Origin of the sequence: uncultured Clostridium sp., assembly GCF_947072515.1 — a bacterium.
Lineage (GTDB): Bacteria > Bacillota > Clostridia > Clostridiales > Clostridiaceae > Clostridium.
Genome location: NZ_CAMTIG010000031.1, coordinates 25,665 through 41,214, shown reverse-complemented (window position 1 = coordinate 41,214; position 15,550 = coordinate 25,665). Strand labels below are relative to the sequence as shown.

Annotated in this window: 12 protein-coding genes and 1 pseudogene; 6 read left to right on the top strand and 7 right to left on the bottom strand. The window is 28.8% G+C overall.

Features of this window, described 5'->3' with window-relative positions:
- Positions 1 to 35: 35 nt before the first annotated feature.
- Both Q0W06_RS12120 and Q0W06_RS12115 read right to left on the bottom strand, forming a co-directional pair.
- Positions 36 to 1,436 carry an alanine/glycine:cation symporter family protein gene (locus Q0W06_RS12120; protein ID WP_297635810.1) on the bottom strand — a complete coding sequence of 467 codons (1,401 nt, stop codon included), beginning with the start codon at positions 1,434 to 1,436 and terminating at the stop codon, positions 36 to 38.
- Between the two features lie 210 nt (positions 1,437 to 1,646).
- Entirely contained in the window at positions 1,647 to 4,337 is a 2,691-nt protein-coding gene (locus tag Q0W06_RS12115; RefSeq protein WP_297635807.1) for a transglycosylase domain-containing protein, read from the bottom strand.
- Positions 4,338 to 4,435: 98 nt separating this feature from the next.
- On the opposite strand from Q0W06_RS12115, the gene yunB reads away from it, so the two are divergent.
- A complete protein-coding gene (gene yunB / locus Q0W06_RS12110; RefSeq protein ID WP_297635804.1) occupies positions 4,436 to 5,119 on the top strand; it encodes a sporulation protein YunB in 684 nt (227 codons plus the stop codon).
- Between the two features lie 101 nt (positions 5,120 to 5,220).
- Here the strand turns inward: yunB and hpt are convergent, their stop codons facing one another.
- Entirely contained in the window at positions 5,221 to 5,745 is a 525-nt protein-coding gene (hpt, locus tag Q0W06_RS12105; protein ID WP_297635801.1) for a hypoxanthine phosphoribosyltransferase, read from the bottom strand.
- A 164-nt stretch (positions 5,746 to 5,909) separates the two neighbouring features.
- On the opposite strand from hpt, the gene hflX reads away from it, so the two are divergent.
- The 4 genes from hflX to Q0W06_RS12085 all read left to right on the top strand — a co-directional run bounded on the left by hflX (position 5,910) and on the right by Q0W06_RS12085 (position 10,717).
- Positions 5,910 to 7,703 carry a GTPase HflX gene (hflX, locus tag Q0W06_RS12100; RefSeq protein ID WP_297635798.1) on the top strand — a complete coding sequence of 598 codons (1,794 nt, stop codon included), beginning with the start codon at positions 5,910 to 5,912 and terminating at the stop codon, positions 7,701 to 7,703.
- Positions 7,704 to 7,829: 126 nt separating this feature from the next.
- On the top strand, positions 7,830 to 9,248 hold the full coding sequence (locus Q0W06_RS12095; protein WP_297635795.1) for a PLP-dependent aminotransferase family protein: 1,419 nt from the start codon (positions 7,830 to 7,832) through the stop codon (positions 9,246 to 9,248).
- Positions 9,223 to 9,870: a YigZ family protein gene (locus Q0W06_RS12090; RefSeq protein ID WP_297635792.1), complete on the top strand. Its 648-nt coding sequence runs from the start codon at positions 9,223 to 9,225 to the stop codon at positions 9,868 to 9,870. The genes Q0W06_RS12095 and Q0W06_RS12090 overlap by 26 nt, the downstream gene beginning before the upstream one ends.
- A gap of 109 nt (positions 9,871 to 9,979) precedes the next feature.
- Positions 9,980 to 10,717 carry a YebC/PmpR family DNA-binding transcriptional regulator gene (locus Q0W06_RS12085; RefSeq protein ID WP_297635789.1) on the top strand — a complete coding sequence of 246 codons (738 nt, stop codon included), beginning with the start codon at positions 9,980 to 9,982 and terminating at the stop codon, positions 10,715 to 10,717.
- 101 nt (positions 10,718 to 10,818) lie between these two features.
- Here Q0W06_RS12085 and Q0W06_RS12080 read toward each other — a convergent pair whose 3' ends face one another.
- The 4 genes and pseudogenes from Q0W06_RS12080 to Q0W06_RS19665 form a co-directional block, all read right to left on the bottom strand.
- Positions 10,819 to 12,021 carry a multidrug effflux MFS transporter gene (locus Q0W06_RS12080; protein WP_297635786.1) on the bottom strand — a complete coding sequence of 401 codons (1,203 nt, stop codon included), beginning with the start codon at positions 12,019 to 12,021 and terminating at the stop codon, positions 10,819 to 10,821.
- A gap of 408 nt (positions 12,022 to 12,429) precedes the next feature.
- Positions 12,430 to 13,164, bottom strand: coding sequence for an amino acid ABC transporter ATP-binding protein (locus Q0W06_RS12075; protein ID WP_297635783.1), 735 nt, complete (start codon positions 13,162 to 13,164; stop codon positions 12,430 to 12,432).
- Positions 13,165 to 13,184: 20 nt separating this feature from the next.
- On the bottom strand, positions 13,185 to 13,832 hold the full coding sequence (locus Q0W06_RS19670; protein WP_366516779.1) for an amino acid ABC transporter permease: 648 nt from the start codon (positions 13,830 to 13,832) through the stop codon (positions 13,185 to 13,187).
- 141 nt (positions 13,833 to 13,973) lie between these two features.
- Positions 13,974 to 14,528 (bottom strand): annotated as a pseudogene (locus Q0W06_RS19665) (transporter substrate-binding domain-containing protein); the annotation flags it as partial.
- A gap of 304 nt (positions 14,529 to 14,832) precedes the next feature.
- On the opposite strand from Q0W06_RS19665, the gene Q0W06_RS12065 reads away from it, so the two are divergent.
- Entirely contained in the window at positions 14,833 to 15,393 is a 561-nt protein-coding gene (locus tag Q0W06_RS12065; RefSeq protein WP_297635780.1) for a hypothetical protein, read from the top strand.
- Positions 15,394 to 15,550 lie beyond the last annotated feature (157 nt).

Below are 15,550 nucleotides of genomic sequence, written 5' to 3'. Positions count from 1 at the left end.
AGAGCTTTTCAAAAATGAAAAGCTCTTTTTATATTTTACCATTCAGAAATTTCTTCTAATTCTTCTATAGTTGATTTTTTAAATACAGGATCTTTTATTCCAGCCTTTTTTTGAGCAGAGTAGTCATTTAAAGCTTTAAATGCATATTTACCAAGCATAAATATGGCAATTAAATTTACAATGGCCATAAAGCCCATAAATACATCAGCTAAGGTCCATACTACAGAAACTTTAGATAAAGAACCAGTGAAAATCATAATAATTACTAAAATTCTGTAAATAAATAAGTATTTTTTATTTGACGTTAAGAATTGTATGTTAGATTCTCCATAATAGTAATTACCGATTATTGAACTAAATGCAAATAATAAGATACAAATAGCTATAAAGGTATTACCAAATGGTCCGATTTGAGAACTTAAAGCTCTTTGAGTAAGTTGAATTCCTTCCATATTTCCAGCCGTATAATCAACACCAGAAAGTAAGATGATAAAAGCAGTACAGCTACAAATGATTAAAGTATCTGTAAATACTCCAAGAGTTTGAATAAGACCTTGTTTTACAGGATGTGAAACAGTTGCTGTAGCAGCTGCGTTTGGAGCACTTCCCATTCCGGCTTCATTAGAGAAAAGACCTCTTTTTACTCCAACTAATATGATTCCACCTAAAGTTCCACCTGCAAATTGTTCAAAACCAAAAGCACTTTTGAAAATTAATGATATTGTAGCAGGAACTTCTTTAATGTTTATTAAAATAACAAATAATGAAATTAAAATATAAGCAATAGCCATGACAGGAACTAAGATTTCTGATACTTTAGCGATTCTTTGAACACCACCAAAGATAACAAAGATTGTTAATACAGATAAAATAAGAGCAATTAAAGTTTGATTAACATTAAAAGCTTCATTGAAAGAAGCGGTAATTGTATTTGCTTGTACAGCATTAAAAATTAAACCGAAAGAGATAGTAATTAGGATTGAGAATAAAACTCCCATCCATTTTTTATTAAGTCCCTTTTCCATGTAGTAAGCAGGACCGCCTTTAAAAGAACCATCAGAATTTTTCTCTTTAAAGATTTGAGCTAATGTAGATTCTACAAAACTAGAAGCAGAACCAAGTAAAGCAATAACCCACATCCAGAAAATAGCACCAGGACCACCTAGCGAAATTGCAATAGCTATTCCAGCTAAATTTCCAGTTCCAACTCTAGAAGCTGTACTGATACAAAATGCTTGGAAAGAAGAAATGGTACCCTTAGTTTTTTTAGAACCAATACCATCACCAAGTAATCTAAACATTTCTTTTATATATCTAAATTGTACAAATTTAGTCCTTATAGAAAAGTAAAGACCTAAAGCTAATAAAACAGCTATAAGTATATATGTCCAGATAAAATCATTAAAATTTGAAAGAAAAGTGTTTAAAGTATTCATAAAATATATCCCCCTATACAGTAATTTAATATTAATTATATAGTATTTTTGGAAAAATGCAATATTTAAAAAATAAAAATTCATATTCAAAAGAAAAATAAATATAGAACGAGAAAATGAAGTGTAAAATGCATAATTGTATAAACCTTATTGCAAAAATTGTACTATATTAAATAAAATAAAAAAACCACCTAAGAAGGTGGTTTGCTTTTAAGCTGCAATATTAGTTTTATTAGTATTTCGTGCAGTAGGTTCAACAGGTGGTTCTACTGGTGGATTTATCGGTGGAGTTGGTGGTTTTTCTTCAGGTTTTTCAGTAGTACCAGTATCCGTATTACCATTATTATTATTATTAGGTGGAGTAGTAGTATTGGTACTATTATTATTATTATTATTATTATTTGCAGCATTATTATCTGGAGTATCATTTAATTCTAAGTCATCATCAGCATCAGTCTCTTCTTCCTTTTCTGGTTCAACATAAACAGAAGTATCTTTCTTTGTTGGAAGGACATATTTACTGTCAAGTGCATTTGAATAAGGATATGCCTTTTTAATAAATACTTTTTTTACAATTAAACTAGGATGAGTCGAACCAGTTGCTAATAAATTGTTAGATGAGTTAACATCTGCTTCTACATGAGTTTCACAATATCCAGAAGGTTGAGTTCCACTAATAAACATTTCAGTATAAGATCTATTACCTCTAGGATCTCTTCTACATAAATCAGTAGGTAATTTTCCAGAATCAGCACAAACAGATACTTTAGTTATACCACTTGGCATTTGTATATTAGTTGTACTAAGTCCAACATTTGCAATTTTCATTATTTTTCCCCATAGATTTGCAGCAGTTTGGCCAGAGCCACCACCAACTATAGATCTTTGATCATCATATCCAACCCATACAGCACCACTGTAATGAGGAGTTAATCCTGCAAACCAGTAATCTTTACTTCCATTTTGACGACCAGTTGTAGTACCAGTTTTACCTGCTACTGGCATGTCACTAAATTTAGCATAACTTCCATTGTAGCTTATAGGTCCTTTAAGCATGTCATATAAAATATATGCAGCTTGAGGAGATAAAACTTTCTTAGCTTCTTTATTAGGTTCTAAAATAATATTACCATCTCTATCAAGAACTTTACTATATAAAGTAGGCTCTATAATCATTCCATTATTACCAAAAGCTCCATAAGCAGAAGCTACAGTAAATGGATTTCCACCATCAGGACCATTAGGATCAGCAGCGTTATTTTGGAATTGTCCTAAACCAAGAGTTGGTAAATTTTTAGATGAATCATTAAATTTAAGTCCAAATTTTTCACCATATTTTACACCAGTATCTATACCTGCCATATTAGCAGTAAGAGCAGAACCTATATTACTTGAATACTTTAAGGACTCACGTAATGGAATAAGACCTCTGTAAGTTCCAGGTGAATTTTTTAAAGAACTACCTTTTATAGGATAAATACTATCAATGGCTTTAGTTTGAGCATCATCAATTACAGTAGCAGCAGTTGCAACTTTTTGGTCAATTGCTGGTCCATATGATGTTAATGGTTTTACAGCAGAACCAACAGCACGCATAGCGCTATAAGCTCTATTAGTAGACTTTGCAGGTTGTTTTCCACGACCTCCAATTAAAGCTCTAACTTCACCAGTTTTGTAATCTTCGATAACAGCAGAAGCTTGAAGTTCTGGTGTTCCAAATTTATCTTTAGTATCAGTTCTACCAATATTGAAGTTACTATAATCATCTAAGATTTTTTGAGCACTATCTTGAAGAGCTGTATCTATAGTAGTATGGATTTCTAATCCACCTTTAGCAATTAGGTTATCAACCTCTTCATCAGTAGATTTATACTTAGCTTTTAAATCTCTTTTTACTTGTGATAAAGTTGCATCAAGAGCAGCTTCATATTTTATGTCATGAGTAGTTTCTTTTCTTTTAAAAACAAGTTTTCCAGAATCTAAATCTTTTAATGCTTTAGTATATTGCGCTTCAGTAATAAAGTTATGTTCTTTCATTTTCATAAGAACAGTTTTAGTTCTATCTATATAAACTTTTGGATCTCCTTGAACATAAGCATTATAATAATGTGTTGATTGAGTAACGCCAGCTAAATAAGCGGCTTCTATTAAAGTTAAATCCTTAGCTGATTTTCCGTTAAAGTAATAATTAGCACCAGCTTGAGCACCGTAAGATGTACCACCTACAGGAAAATTATTAAGGTAAGCAGTTAAAATTTCATCTTTAGAGATAGCTTTTTCAAGTTGAAGTGCAAGATACATTTCTTTTATTTTTCTATCTATTTTCTTTTCATTTGTAAGCATTGAATTTTTAATCAGCTGTTGAGTTAAAGTTGAAGCTCCTTGCATTCCTCCAGAACCTGTAATAATCGATTTCACATCATATACAATAGCTCCACCAATTCTTTTTATATCAATTCCTGAGTGACTATAAAATCTTTCATCTTCTATAGCAACTATAGCATTTTTAAGGTTTTCAGGAATTTCCTTTGAATCTAGAGGGAATCTTTGAGTTTCTCCTGAAACCACTCTACCTAAACTTTTATTTTTGTAATCAAAATATTCGGCAGGATCATTACCGTTTTTAATCTTTTCAATATTTAATTCTGGAGATGTTTTTATAACTGCAAAAACATAACCTAAACTAACGACACATACTGAAAGAAAAAGTAATAGTAATCCTAGTAGAGAATATTTTAGTATTTTTTTATTTGATTTTTTAGATTTATTCGATTTTTTTTGTTTTTTAGCCCCTTTTAAAATATCTTTATTTGAATCTGTCCTTTTAATAGTCTGAGCTGTTTTGCTTTTAGAACTATTTGGACGTGGATTTTTATTTTTTGAGATATTGTCCTTCGCCATCTTCCCCTCCTAAAAATTAGTATAAAATTAATATTCTTCATAATTATAACATAATTATAGTATTAGGAAAACAATACAAATCAAATAAAGAGGTTTATATGGAATATTACACCAATAAAAGAGGACGGAAACCCGGTAAAAGAAAAAAATTAAAATCATGGCTGTTTTTAGGGATTATCTTAGCAGTACTAACCAATGCTTTTATTGTTTTTTTTGATAAAAAAGTAATGCCAACAGTCTTAGAAGTTGCTAAGGCCACAATGAAAAACAAGGTTATAAGAGTTATAAATGAAATAAGTATAGAAGCATTTGATGAGTTGTTTAAGGAGGATGATGCAATTCATATAGAAAAGGATCCAGATGGAAATATAAATATGATAAATGCAAATACTATGAAATTAAATAAACTAAATGGAATAATTTCTACTAGATGTAATGAAGCTATTCAAAAGATGGGAACAGAAGGAATAAAGGTTCCAATGGGATGGGTAACAGACAGTAGTATTTATTATGAATTTGGACCAGATATTACAGTAAATGTTGATCCTATAGGAAATGTATCAACAAAGTTTTCGGCTAACTTTGAAAGTGAAGGAATAAATCAAACACGATATACAGTATATTTGCAAGTTGAAGCAAAGCTTAATATTCAAATTCCTTTATATATGGAAGGGATAACAGTAAATACAGAGGTGCCTTTAACAGATATTGTTGTTGTTGGGAAAATTCCTAATACATCAATAGACCTAGGAGGTTTAAATTCAGCGATAGGTAGTGACTAAAGATGAATAAAAAGTAAAAAGTGTAAATTAAAAAAATATAAAATTAAAACCTAGACAAATAGTATATTTGTCTAGGTTTATTAAACTAAAATTTATATATCCTAAGCTTCCCAGTTAAATACGTATGGTACGTTTCTATAGTAGTCACCATAGTTAAGTCCATATCCAACAACGAATAAATCGTCAATTGGGAAACAACAATAATCAGGTGAAATTTTTACTTGTCTTCTAGAAGGTTTATCTAAAAGTACACAAGTCTTAACTGAATTAGCACCTAATTTTTTTACGTGTTCTACAACAAAGTTCATAGTGATACCACTATCAACAATATCATCAACTATTAAAACATCATAGCCTTCAATATTATCAGGAATATCATTTACTATTTTAACTCTACCTGAACTTTCTTCACTATCACCATAACTTGATGTAGTCATAAATCCAATTTTAGCTTTAGTATCTATACATCTAACTAAATCAGCTGCAAAAACAAAGCTTCCTCTAAGTAGAGAAAGTACATAAAGATTTTTATCAGCAAAATCTTTAGTTATTAAAGCTCCAACTTCTTTAGTTCTTTCTTTTATTTGTTCTTCTGAAAATAGTACATTACGTTTTTTATTATCCATGTGAAAACCTCCAATTTTTAAAACCATTGTCCTTATTAAATAAAATACTTTATTATGCCTTAAAAATCAAGGGAAAAATTTAATAGTAATGTTTACAATAAAGAAGAGATAGAGTAAAATTAAAGCAATTCATAAAAAGATTAGATAGTTAAGAGGTGATAGAAGTGATACACGGAAATGTAGATGGAGTTAAAAATTCCATAATAAATGAGTTAGATTCTTTGTATAGTTTGAAAACACAAAAAACAGAATTTTGTTCTGTTGAAATTATAGAAAGAATTGCAAAGGTATCAACTAATATTGAAAGAGAAGTCAGTGTGGCTATTGATAGAAAAGGAAAAGTAACTTCAATTGCAATTGGAGATTCCACATCTGTAGAACTTCCTTTATTAGATATAAATGAAAAAAGATTAGCAGGAGTAAGAATAATTCATACACATCCAAATGGATATAGCAATCTTTCAGCTTTAGATCTAAGTGCACTTGTAAAATTAAAATTAGATGCAATTGTAGCAATTGGGATATCAAAAGGAGAAGTAATAGATTTTTCTTTTGCAAATTTAACATTATACAATAATAACTTAGTATATGAAGAAAAAAACAATCTTTCTTTAGATGGTTTATTAGCAATAGACGTGTTAGATAAAATAAGATATTCAGAAAATTTAATTAAAGAAAATGAAGTTGAAGAAGATTTACAAGAAAAAGCTATTTTAGTTGGTTCTGATACAAGAGAAAGTTTAGAAGAGTTAGAAGAATTAACAAAGGCTTGTGAAATACCAGTATTAAACAAAATGTTCCAAGCAAGAAATAAAATTGATGCAGCATTTTACATAGGAAGAGGAAAAGTTTTAGAAATAGCTCATTTAAGACAGGTGGAAAGAGCAAATCTAATAATTTTTGATGACGAACTATCAGGAGCTCAAGTAAGAAACTTAGAAAATGCAATTGGAGCAAAAGTTATTGATAGAACTACTCTTATTCTTGAAATATTTGCAAGAAGAGCAAAGAGTAAGGAAGCAAAAATTCAAGTAGAACTTGCACAGCTTAAATATAGAAAAAGTAGACTTATGGGACTTGGAACAATCCTTTCTAGAACTGGAGGAGGAATTGGAACAAGAGGACCTGGAGAAAAGAAACTAGAAACAGATAAAAGACATATTAATGAAACTATATATGATTTAAATGCAGAACTTAAAAAAATTAAGAAAACTAGAGAAGTTCAAAGAGAAAAGAGAAATAAAGAAAGTATTCCTAAGGTTTCTTTAGTAGGATATACAAATGCAGGAAAATCTACTCTTAGAAATACATTATGCAAAGTTGCGACTTCTAAGGAAAATAAAGTAAAAGAAGATGTTTTTGAAGCAGATATGCTTTTTGCAACATTAGATATAACAACAAGAGCTATAATATTAAAAAATAAGGGGCTTATAACATTAACTGATACAGTTGGATTTGTTAGAAAGTTACCACATGATTTAGTTGAAGCTTTTAAATCAACATTAGAAGAAGTAATCTATGCAGATCTTTTATGTCACGTAGTAGATGCATCGAGTGTTGAGTCTATTGAGCAAGTGAAAGCTGTTGAAGAAGTATTAAAAGAGTTAGATGCTTTAGGGAAAGAAACGATACTTGTTTTAAATAAGATAGATAAAGCTACAGAAGAGCAAATAGAAGCTTTAAGAGAAGAGTTTTCTAGTTATGATATAGTTGAGATTTCAGCAAAACAAGAACTGAATATAGAAGGACTAATTCATAAAATAGAAGAAAAGCTTCCATATAGCTTAAAGAAAGTAGAACTTATAATTCCTTATGAAAAAGGGGATATAGTATCAATGCTTCATAGAAGTTCTAGAATATTAAAAGAAGACTATGAGGATAGAGGAACGTTAATACAAGCTGAAGTAGATGAAGAAGTTTATAATAAAACTAAAGAGTTTTTAATAAAAGAATTATAAGAAAATAGAGTTTTAGGAGAAAATCCTAAGACTCTATTTTAAATAAAGCTAAATTTAAATATAAATATAAAAGCTAATCTAAAGGTGAGTTGTAAGATATTAATAAGTAAATAAGGGGCAGTCTTTATGTGGATAGATGATATTTGTTTTAAAGAAGAGGAAAGTAAATATATAGAGATTTATTTAAAGATAAAAGAAAATATAGAAAATGGGAATATAGAAGATGGACAGAGACTACCATCTATCAGAGGTTTAAGTTTAAAGTTAAATGTAAATAAAATAACAGTTATAAGTGCATATAATAAATTAAAGCAAGAGGGATATGCATATCAAAAAATAGGAAGCGGAACTTATGCTAAAAGAAAAGAAATTCCATTTAATTTTAGACGTGAATACTCTAAAACTTTTAAAATGATTCAAGGAAAAGATATTGATTTTGTAGATTTTACTGGCGAAACAACTAAAGAAATTTTCTTTCCAATAAAAGATTTTAAAGAAATAATAAATAAAGTTTTAGATAGAGATGGTGAAGAAGTTTTATTAACTCAAGATGCTTTAGGGTATGAGCCTTTACGAAAAACCATTAATAGTGTATTTTGGGGAAATAAAATTGATTATGAAAATATCCTTATTGTTTCTGGAGCACAACAAGGTATAGATATAGCATCAAAAGCCATGCTTAATATAAATGAGAACATTGTAGTGGAAAAGCCTACTTATGGTGGAGCTTTATCAGTTTTTAAATGGAAAAAAGCAAACATAATAGAGATACCTATGGAAAATGACGGGATAAATATAAAAGAGTTTGAAGATGTTCTTAAAAAACATAAAATAAGATTATTGTATGTTATGAGTTATTTTCAAAATCCAACAGGAAGTTCTTATAGTTTAGAAAAGAAAAAAAAGATTCTTGAATTAGCTAACAAATATGATTTCTATATAATAGAAGATGATTATTTATCAGAACTTATATATGAAAAAACTTTAGAATACATACCGTTTAAGAAGTTAGATAAAGATGATAGGGTAGTATATATAAAAAGTTTTTCAAAGATATTTTTACCTGGAATACGTTTAGGATATATAATAACTCCAGCTAAATTTAAAGAAAATTTTTCTAAAACAAAGTTTAATACAGATATATCTACATCAAGTCTTATGCAAAGAGCTTTAGAATATTATATTAAAAATTGTGGTTGGAAAAAGAATATAATAGAGTTATCAAAGGAGTATAAAAGAAGATATACTTTTTTAGAAAATGAGATAAATCTAAAATTAAGTGAATACGTAACTTATAGAAAACCAAAGGGAGGATTAAATTTCTATTTAGAATTAAAAAGTAATAAGATAACTTCTAGAGAATTATTTTTTAGACTTAGAGAAAAAAATGTCTTTATAACTCCAGGAGTATTATTTTTTAAGAATAAAGAAGAAGGGGACAGATCCTTTAGATTAGGTTTTTCACAGACGGATAGAGAGAAGATAGAGATAGGAATAGATATTATAAAGGAGGAGTTAGATGTCATATATAACTATAAGAGATAGAGGCGAAGACAGATTTGAAGAGAAAAAATCCGAATTTATAGGATATGCAAAGCGTGTTGAAACAGAAGAAGAAGCAAAAGCATTTGTTGCAGAAATAAAAGCTATGCATAAGCAAGCGAGACATAACTGTTTTGCATATGTAATTGGAGAGAAAAATAATATTCAAAGATATTCAGATGATGGGGAACCACAAGGAACAGCAGGAATTCCAATTTTAGAAGTAATGAAAAAAAGTGGAGTATGTGATTGTGCTATTGTAGTTACAAGATATTTTGGTGGGATTCTTTTAGGTGCAGGAGGACTTACTAGAGCATATATAAAGGGAGCTAGTATAGCTTTAAAAAGTGCTGGAATAGTAGAAAAAGTAAATGGACTTAAACTCTCTATAGAAACAGAATATGACCTTTTAGGTAAAATACAATATACATGTGGACAAAATGAATGGCATATAGAAGAAACAGAATATACTGATAAAGTTATTATACACATATATGCAGAAGAAAGTTTAAGAGAAAAGATGGAAGAGGAATTTACTCAAATAACTAATGGAAAAGCGAAAATAACCATAAGTGAAGACGGGGTATATTTTAAGGAAGAGGGCAGATTATATAAAAATATATAGATATATGAGATATATAAATAAAATATAAATTATTGGGTGGTTGAACAATAATTGCTACAATGATATAATTTTATAGGAAAAACTTTTATTTAAGACAGGAGGAATCGATATGTCAGGACATTCAAAATGGCATAATATCCAAGCCAAAAAAGGTAAAACGGATGCAAAAAGAGGAAAAATTTTCACAAAAATAGGTAAAGAAATAGTAATGGCTGTAAAGAATGGTGGTTCTAGTCCTGATTCAAATGCAAAACTTAGAGATGTAATTGCAAAAGCTAAGGCAGCAAACATGCCAAATGATACAATAAGTAGAGCTATAAAAAAAGCAGCAGGAGAATTAGCATCAATAAACTATGACCACATTGTATATGAAGGATATGGTCCATCTGGTGTTGCCGTAATAGTAGATACGTTAACAGATAATAAAAATAGATCAGCAGGTAATGTAAGAAGTGCTTTCACTAAAGGTGGAGGAAACATGGGAACACAAGGATGTGTTGGATTCATGTTCCAAGAAAAAGGTGAAATTGTTATAGAAAAAAATGATTTAGATGAAGAAGAAATCATGATGCTTGCATTAGATGCAGGAGCAGAAGATTTCCAATCTGAGGATGAAGTATTTGTAGTATACACTACTCCAGAAGACTTTGGAACAGTTAGAGAAAGTTTAGAAAAAGAAGAAATAGAATTCTTAGATGCTAGCGTTAAAATGATTCCTGATACAATGACAGAAATCAATGAAGACGATGCTAAGAAATTCCAAAAAATGTTAGACTTACTTGATGACGATGAAGATGTACAAGAAGTTTACCATAATGCTGAATTCCCAGAAGGATGGGAAGGCTAATTCTTTAGCTAATTTATAAAATACACTTTTATTATGATATATCCATAATAAAAGTGTATTTTTTATATAGAAAAATAAGGATTAGAGTTTAACTCTAATCCTTATTTTGATAATTTTACAAAATGAGTTTTAGTTACGATTAGCCAAAGGACTAAACTTATAACTGAAACTACAAGGTACATAAACCCAATATCAACTATTTTATTTCCAAAGTTAAATGTAATTACAAACATACCTATACTTCCCATAATTGTGCTAGCAAAGCTTATAAGAGAAGAGGCTGAACCTATATTATGATCTTGCTGTAATAACATAAGATTAGTTCCAGGTGGTCTAAGCATATTACCAAATAACATTGCTGGAATAAGAGTTAATATAAATGTATATTGATTTCTAAAACCAACTACTTGCAGAAGTATTCCGCTTATGATAACAATAATAAAACAAGTGGTTATTATTCCGTAATCTTTGAATTTTTTTGATAATTTAATATAAAGTAATGGACCAATAACTAAGAATAATCCTGTACAAGAATAAAATAAACTATATACTTGATCACTTAATTTAAAGCCGTTTATATATATGTATGAAGACATTGTTATATAAGCCATCATTGGCATACTATTAATTGAAAATACTACTAGTAATGATGAGAACCTTGGGTTCTTACCAACAGTAATTATGTTACTAAATACACTTAATAAGTTTCCAGTATTAAATTCTAGTAAAGTTTCTGTAAGCAGTAAACTTCCGATAACTGCAATAATACCAACTATAGTTAAAACGAGGAATATTCCATGCCATGAAGTAAATTCTAAAATAAAAGAACCAATAATTGGAGCGATAACAGGAGTCGTCATTGCTATAGATTGTACCGTTGCTAACATAGCAACTAATTTTTTACCTACAAAGACATCTTTCATCATTGCTGTAGAAACAGCAACAGCAGAACCACTTCCAATAGCTTGAAGAATTCTTGCAATTATTAAAAAATCAACTGTTTTAGCAAAAAAACATAAAAAGCTTCCGATAGTATATAAAATCATTCCGATGGAAAGTATTTTTCGCCTACCGTGTTTGTCACTTAAAGGACCCCAAAATAACATGCTTATTGCATAAAATAAAAAGAAGAATGTTATAGTAAGGTTCAAAATTTGTACATTTGTGTGAAATTCATTTATCATACTCGGTAGAGCAGGTAAATAAAGATCAGTTGACATAGGAACAAAAGCACTCAAAAATCCAACAAAAATAATAAAGCCTTTATTTTTAAGAATTTTTTGTTCCACTTTATAGTCATTCATTAAAAAACCTCCCTTAATTATAAAGTAAATTAAAACGTAATACTTATATAATAGAGAGTATTTTTAAAGTGTGCAAAGTTTTAAATAACATATATGTATATTAAAGGAAATGTAAATCTATTCATTTTAAAAAATAGCTAATATTTAATAATAATTACTATTATTAAATGAAAATATGGGAAATATTTCTTTTTAAAAAGTGATGAAATATTAAAAAAATAAAAAATAAAAGTATAAAATATAAAAAAAGTTTGAAAAATGAATAGAAATATATTATAATATAAATGAAATTTGAATAAAGTTTATACGCTGTTAAGAAATATGCGTAAAAATAGGGGATTATTAAAATAGGGTAAATAATATTTCGATAAGGTAAAGAGGATATCTAAAATAGATATCCTCTTTCGTTTATATAATGAATTTATTTAAAAATTGACGTGTTCTTTCATGACTTGGGTTTGTAAAAATTTTTTCAGGTGTAGAATCCTCTAAAATAAAACCATCATCCATAAAAATAATTCTATCTGCAACATCTTTTGCAAAAGATATTTCATGAGTTACTATAAGCATTGTTCTATGTTCTTTTGCTAAATTTTTTATAACAGATAGAACTTCAGAAACAAGTTCTGGATCAAGTGCAGAAGTTGGTTCATCAAAGAGAATGACATTTGGATTTAAAGCGATAGCTCTAGCAATAGAGACACGCTGTTTTTGTCCACCTGATAGAAATTTTGGATAAGTATCTTTTTTATCACTCATGCCTACTTTTTCTAAAGCATCCATTCCTATAGCTAAAGCTTCTTTTTTAGGTAACTTTTTTACTATGAGAAGAGCTTCTGTAACATTTTCTAAAACTGTCTTATTATTAAATAAGTTATAGTGTTGAAATACCATAGCAGATTCTGAGCGAAGATTTGAAATTTGCTTTTTTGATACATTAGATGAATCTATATGAGTATTTCCAATACTAATCTTTCCAAAGTCTGGTGTTTCTAAGAAGTTTAAGCATCTTAGAAATGTACTTTTTCCAGATCCAGAAGGACCTAGAATAACTAGGACTTCGCCTCTATCTACAGTTAAATTTATATCTTTTAAAATAGATACATCATTAAAATTTTTCTTTAAATTTTCAATTGTTATCATAATAAAAACCTCCTAGCTATTTAATAAGCTGATAACTTCTTTTCTAATTTTCTTTGTAAGAAATTAAAAATAAGTATTAAAATCCAATATAGTAATGCAACAATTATATAGCTTTCAAAAAACTTATAACTAGAAGCAGCAGCCATTTGAGCTGTAGCAAGTATATCTACTACACCTAAAGTAAAGGCTAAAGAGGATCCTTTTACAGTATCTACAAAAATATTCCCAAGAGGAGGGATGGCTATTCTAAAGGCTTGAGGAAGTATAATTCTATAAAGTCCTTGGAAAGAACTCATCCCTAGTGAAAGAGAAGCCTCCATTTGTCCTTTATCAATAGCTGAGATAGATGAACGTAGTATTTCAGCTATATAAGCAGAAGCATTAAATCCTAATCCTATTAAAGAAGCAGTATATGCATCCATTCCTTTTAACAATGGGAAAATTTGAGGTAATCCAAAATACAGTAGAAATAATTGAACTAATAGTGGTGTACCTCTAAAAAATGAAATATAAATTTCAGCTAATTGTTTTAAAACAGGGATTTTATAAAGCCTTATAAAAGTTAATAAAATACCAACTGCTAATCCTAAAAGCATACCTAAAATTGATAATGATAATGTAATATGTAATGCTTTTAAAAGTAAAGGAATTAATTTAAAAGAATACATAAAATCAAAACTAGTACTTTTCGATGAAGTTGTTACAGTATTTGATATATTACCATCATTATTTGGAACAGTGATATTAGTGTTAAACCATTTTTCAGAAATAGTAGTTAAAGTTCCATTTTGTTTTAACTTAGTAATAGCAGAATTAACCTTGTCCATTAAAGCTTGATTGCTTTTGGTGAAAGGATAAGCATTTTCAATGCTATCAATAGGAGCACCAGCAAGCTTAAGTGGTAAATCTTTTTCTTTTATAGTAGATAGAGCTGAAATTTTATCTATTACAACAGCATCGATTCTACCTAAGATTAGCTGATTAAAAGCAGCATCAGTATTAGGATAAGTAATGATATCTATCGATTTATGGATATCTTTGTCTCGTATAATTTGTTCATAATTACTTCCTAAATCCACACCAACTTTTTTCCCTTTTAAATCACTTAAGTCATGTATTGAGTTATTGTCTTTATTTACGATGATTTGAGCACCACTATATGTAGTGGATTGAGTGAAAGTATATTTATTTTCACGTTCTGGAGTTACAGTTATTTGATTTGCTAGAGTATCGACTTTTCCACTGTCTAGCATACCAAATAATCCACTAAATGATGCAGTTTTAAATTGAATGTTATAGTTTAGTTCTTTTCCAATGGCGTTCCAAACATCAATTTCAAAACCTTGGAGTTTATCCCCATCCATATAGGTAAAAGGATAGTATGTACCAGAAGTACCTACAGTAATTGTTCCTTCAAAATTATTTTTAGGTGCAGTAGCTTTATTCTTTAAAAAGAATCCCCCTATAGCTAAAGCCAAAATAATTAGAAGAAAGCCTAAAATTAAAAATTTTTTATTTTTCTTCATATGTTATCTCCTTGTAAAGTAAGTAAAGTATTAATGAATAAATTATAATAATTCCCATCAGTAAAGTCAACATTAAAATAATTAACAGTGTATAAGAAAGAAAAAAATGGGTATAATTCCTAATACAAGGAGAGTGATAAAGATGAATAAGAAAAGTAAAATCGTTATTTTAGGAACAACTTTAGCATTTATAGCAATTTTTGCAATAACATATAAGATAGTGGTAAACCAAAAAAATAGCAAAAGCTATAGTGAACCATCTGCATCAAGAGATGTAGCAAAGGAACTTAAAGAGGATTTGATGATTGCATTGTATAGTAGTGGAAAAGTAGAAAAAATCATGAATATAGATACTTTTAAAGAATCATATAGTGTAGATAAAAAAATTACAGAAGATATAGTGACAGAAACTTTGACAAAAGATGGGTATGTGTTAGCTGAAAAGACAGATGCTATCTTCAAATATGAAAAACAAAAAGTAAAAGAAAAAACTATAAAGAAATATACAATTGGTGAAAAAGATGGGTATTTAGCTATTTATAAAAATGAAAATGAAAAAATGACTATAATACGTGAGTATGAGACATCTTTAGAGATGATTAGATTAACACCTCAAGAAATGGAAAAAATAAAAAATAAAACATACTTCTCATCTGATAAGTTAGAAGATGTAGAAGAAGAAATGACTGGGTTAAGTTCGTAAAACCTCTTAAATACTTTATATATAAGGCTTAGCAGATAAAATTTGCTAAGCCTTAAGATTTATATGTATTGAAAGATTAAATGTTAAATGTTAAAGTATTAAGTAGATTAAGAATGAGAACATACTTTCATTTTGATGTTAAGGAGAGGATTTACAT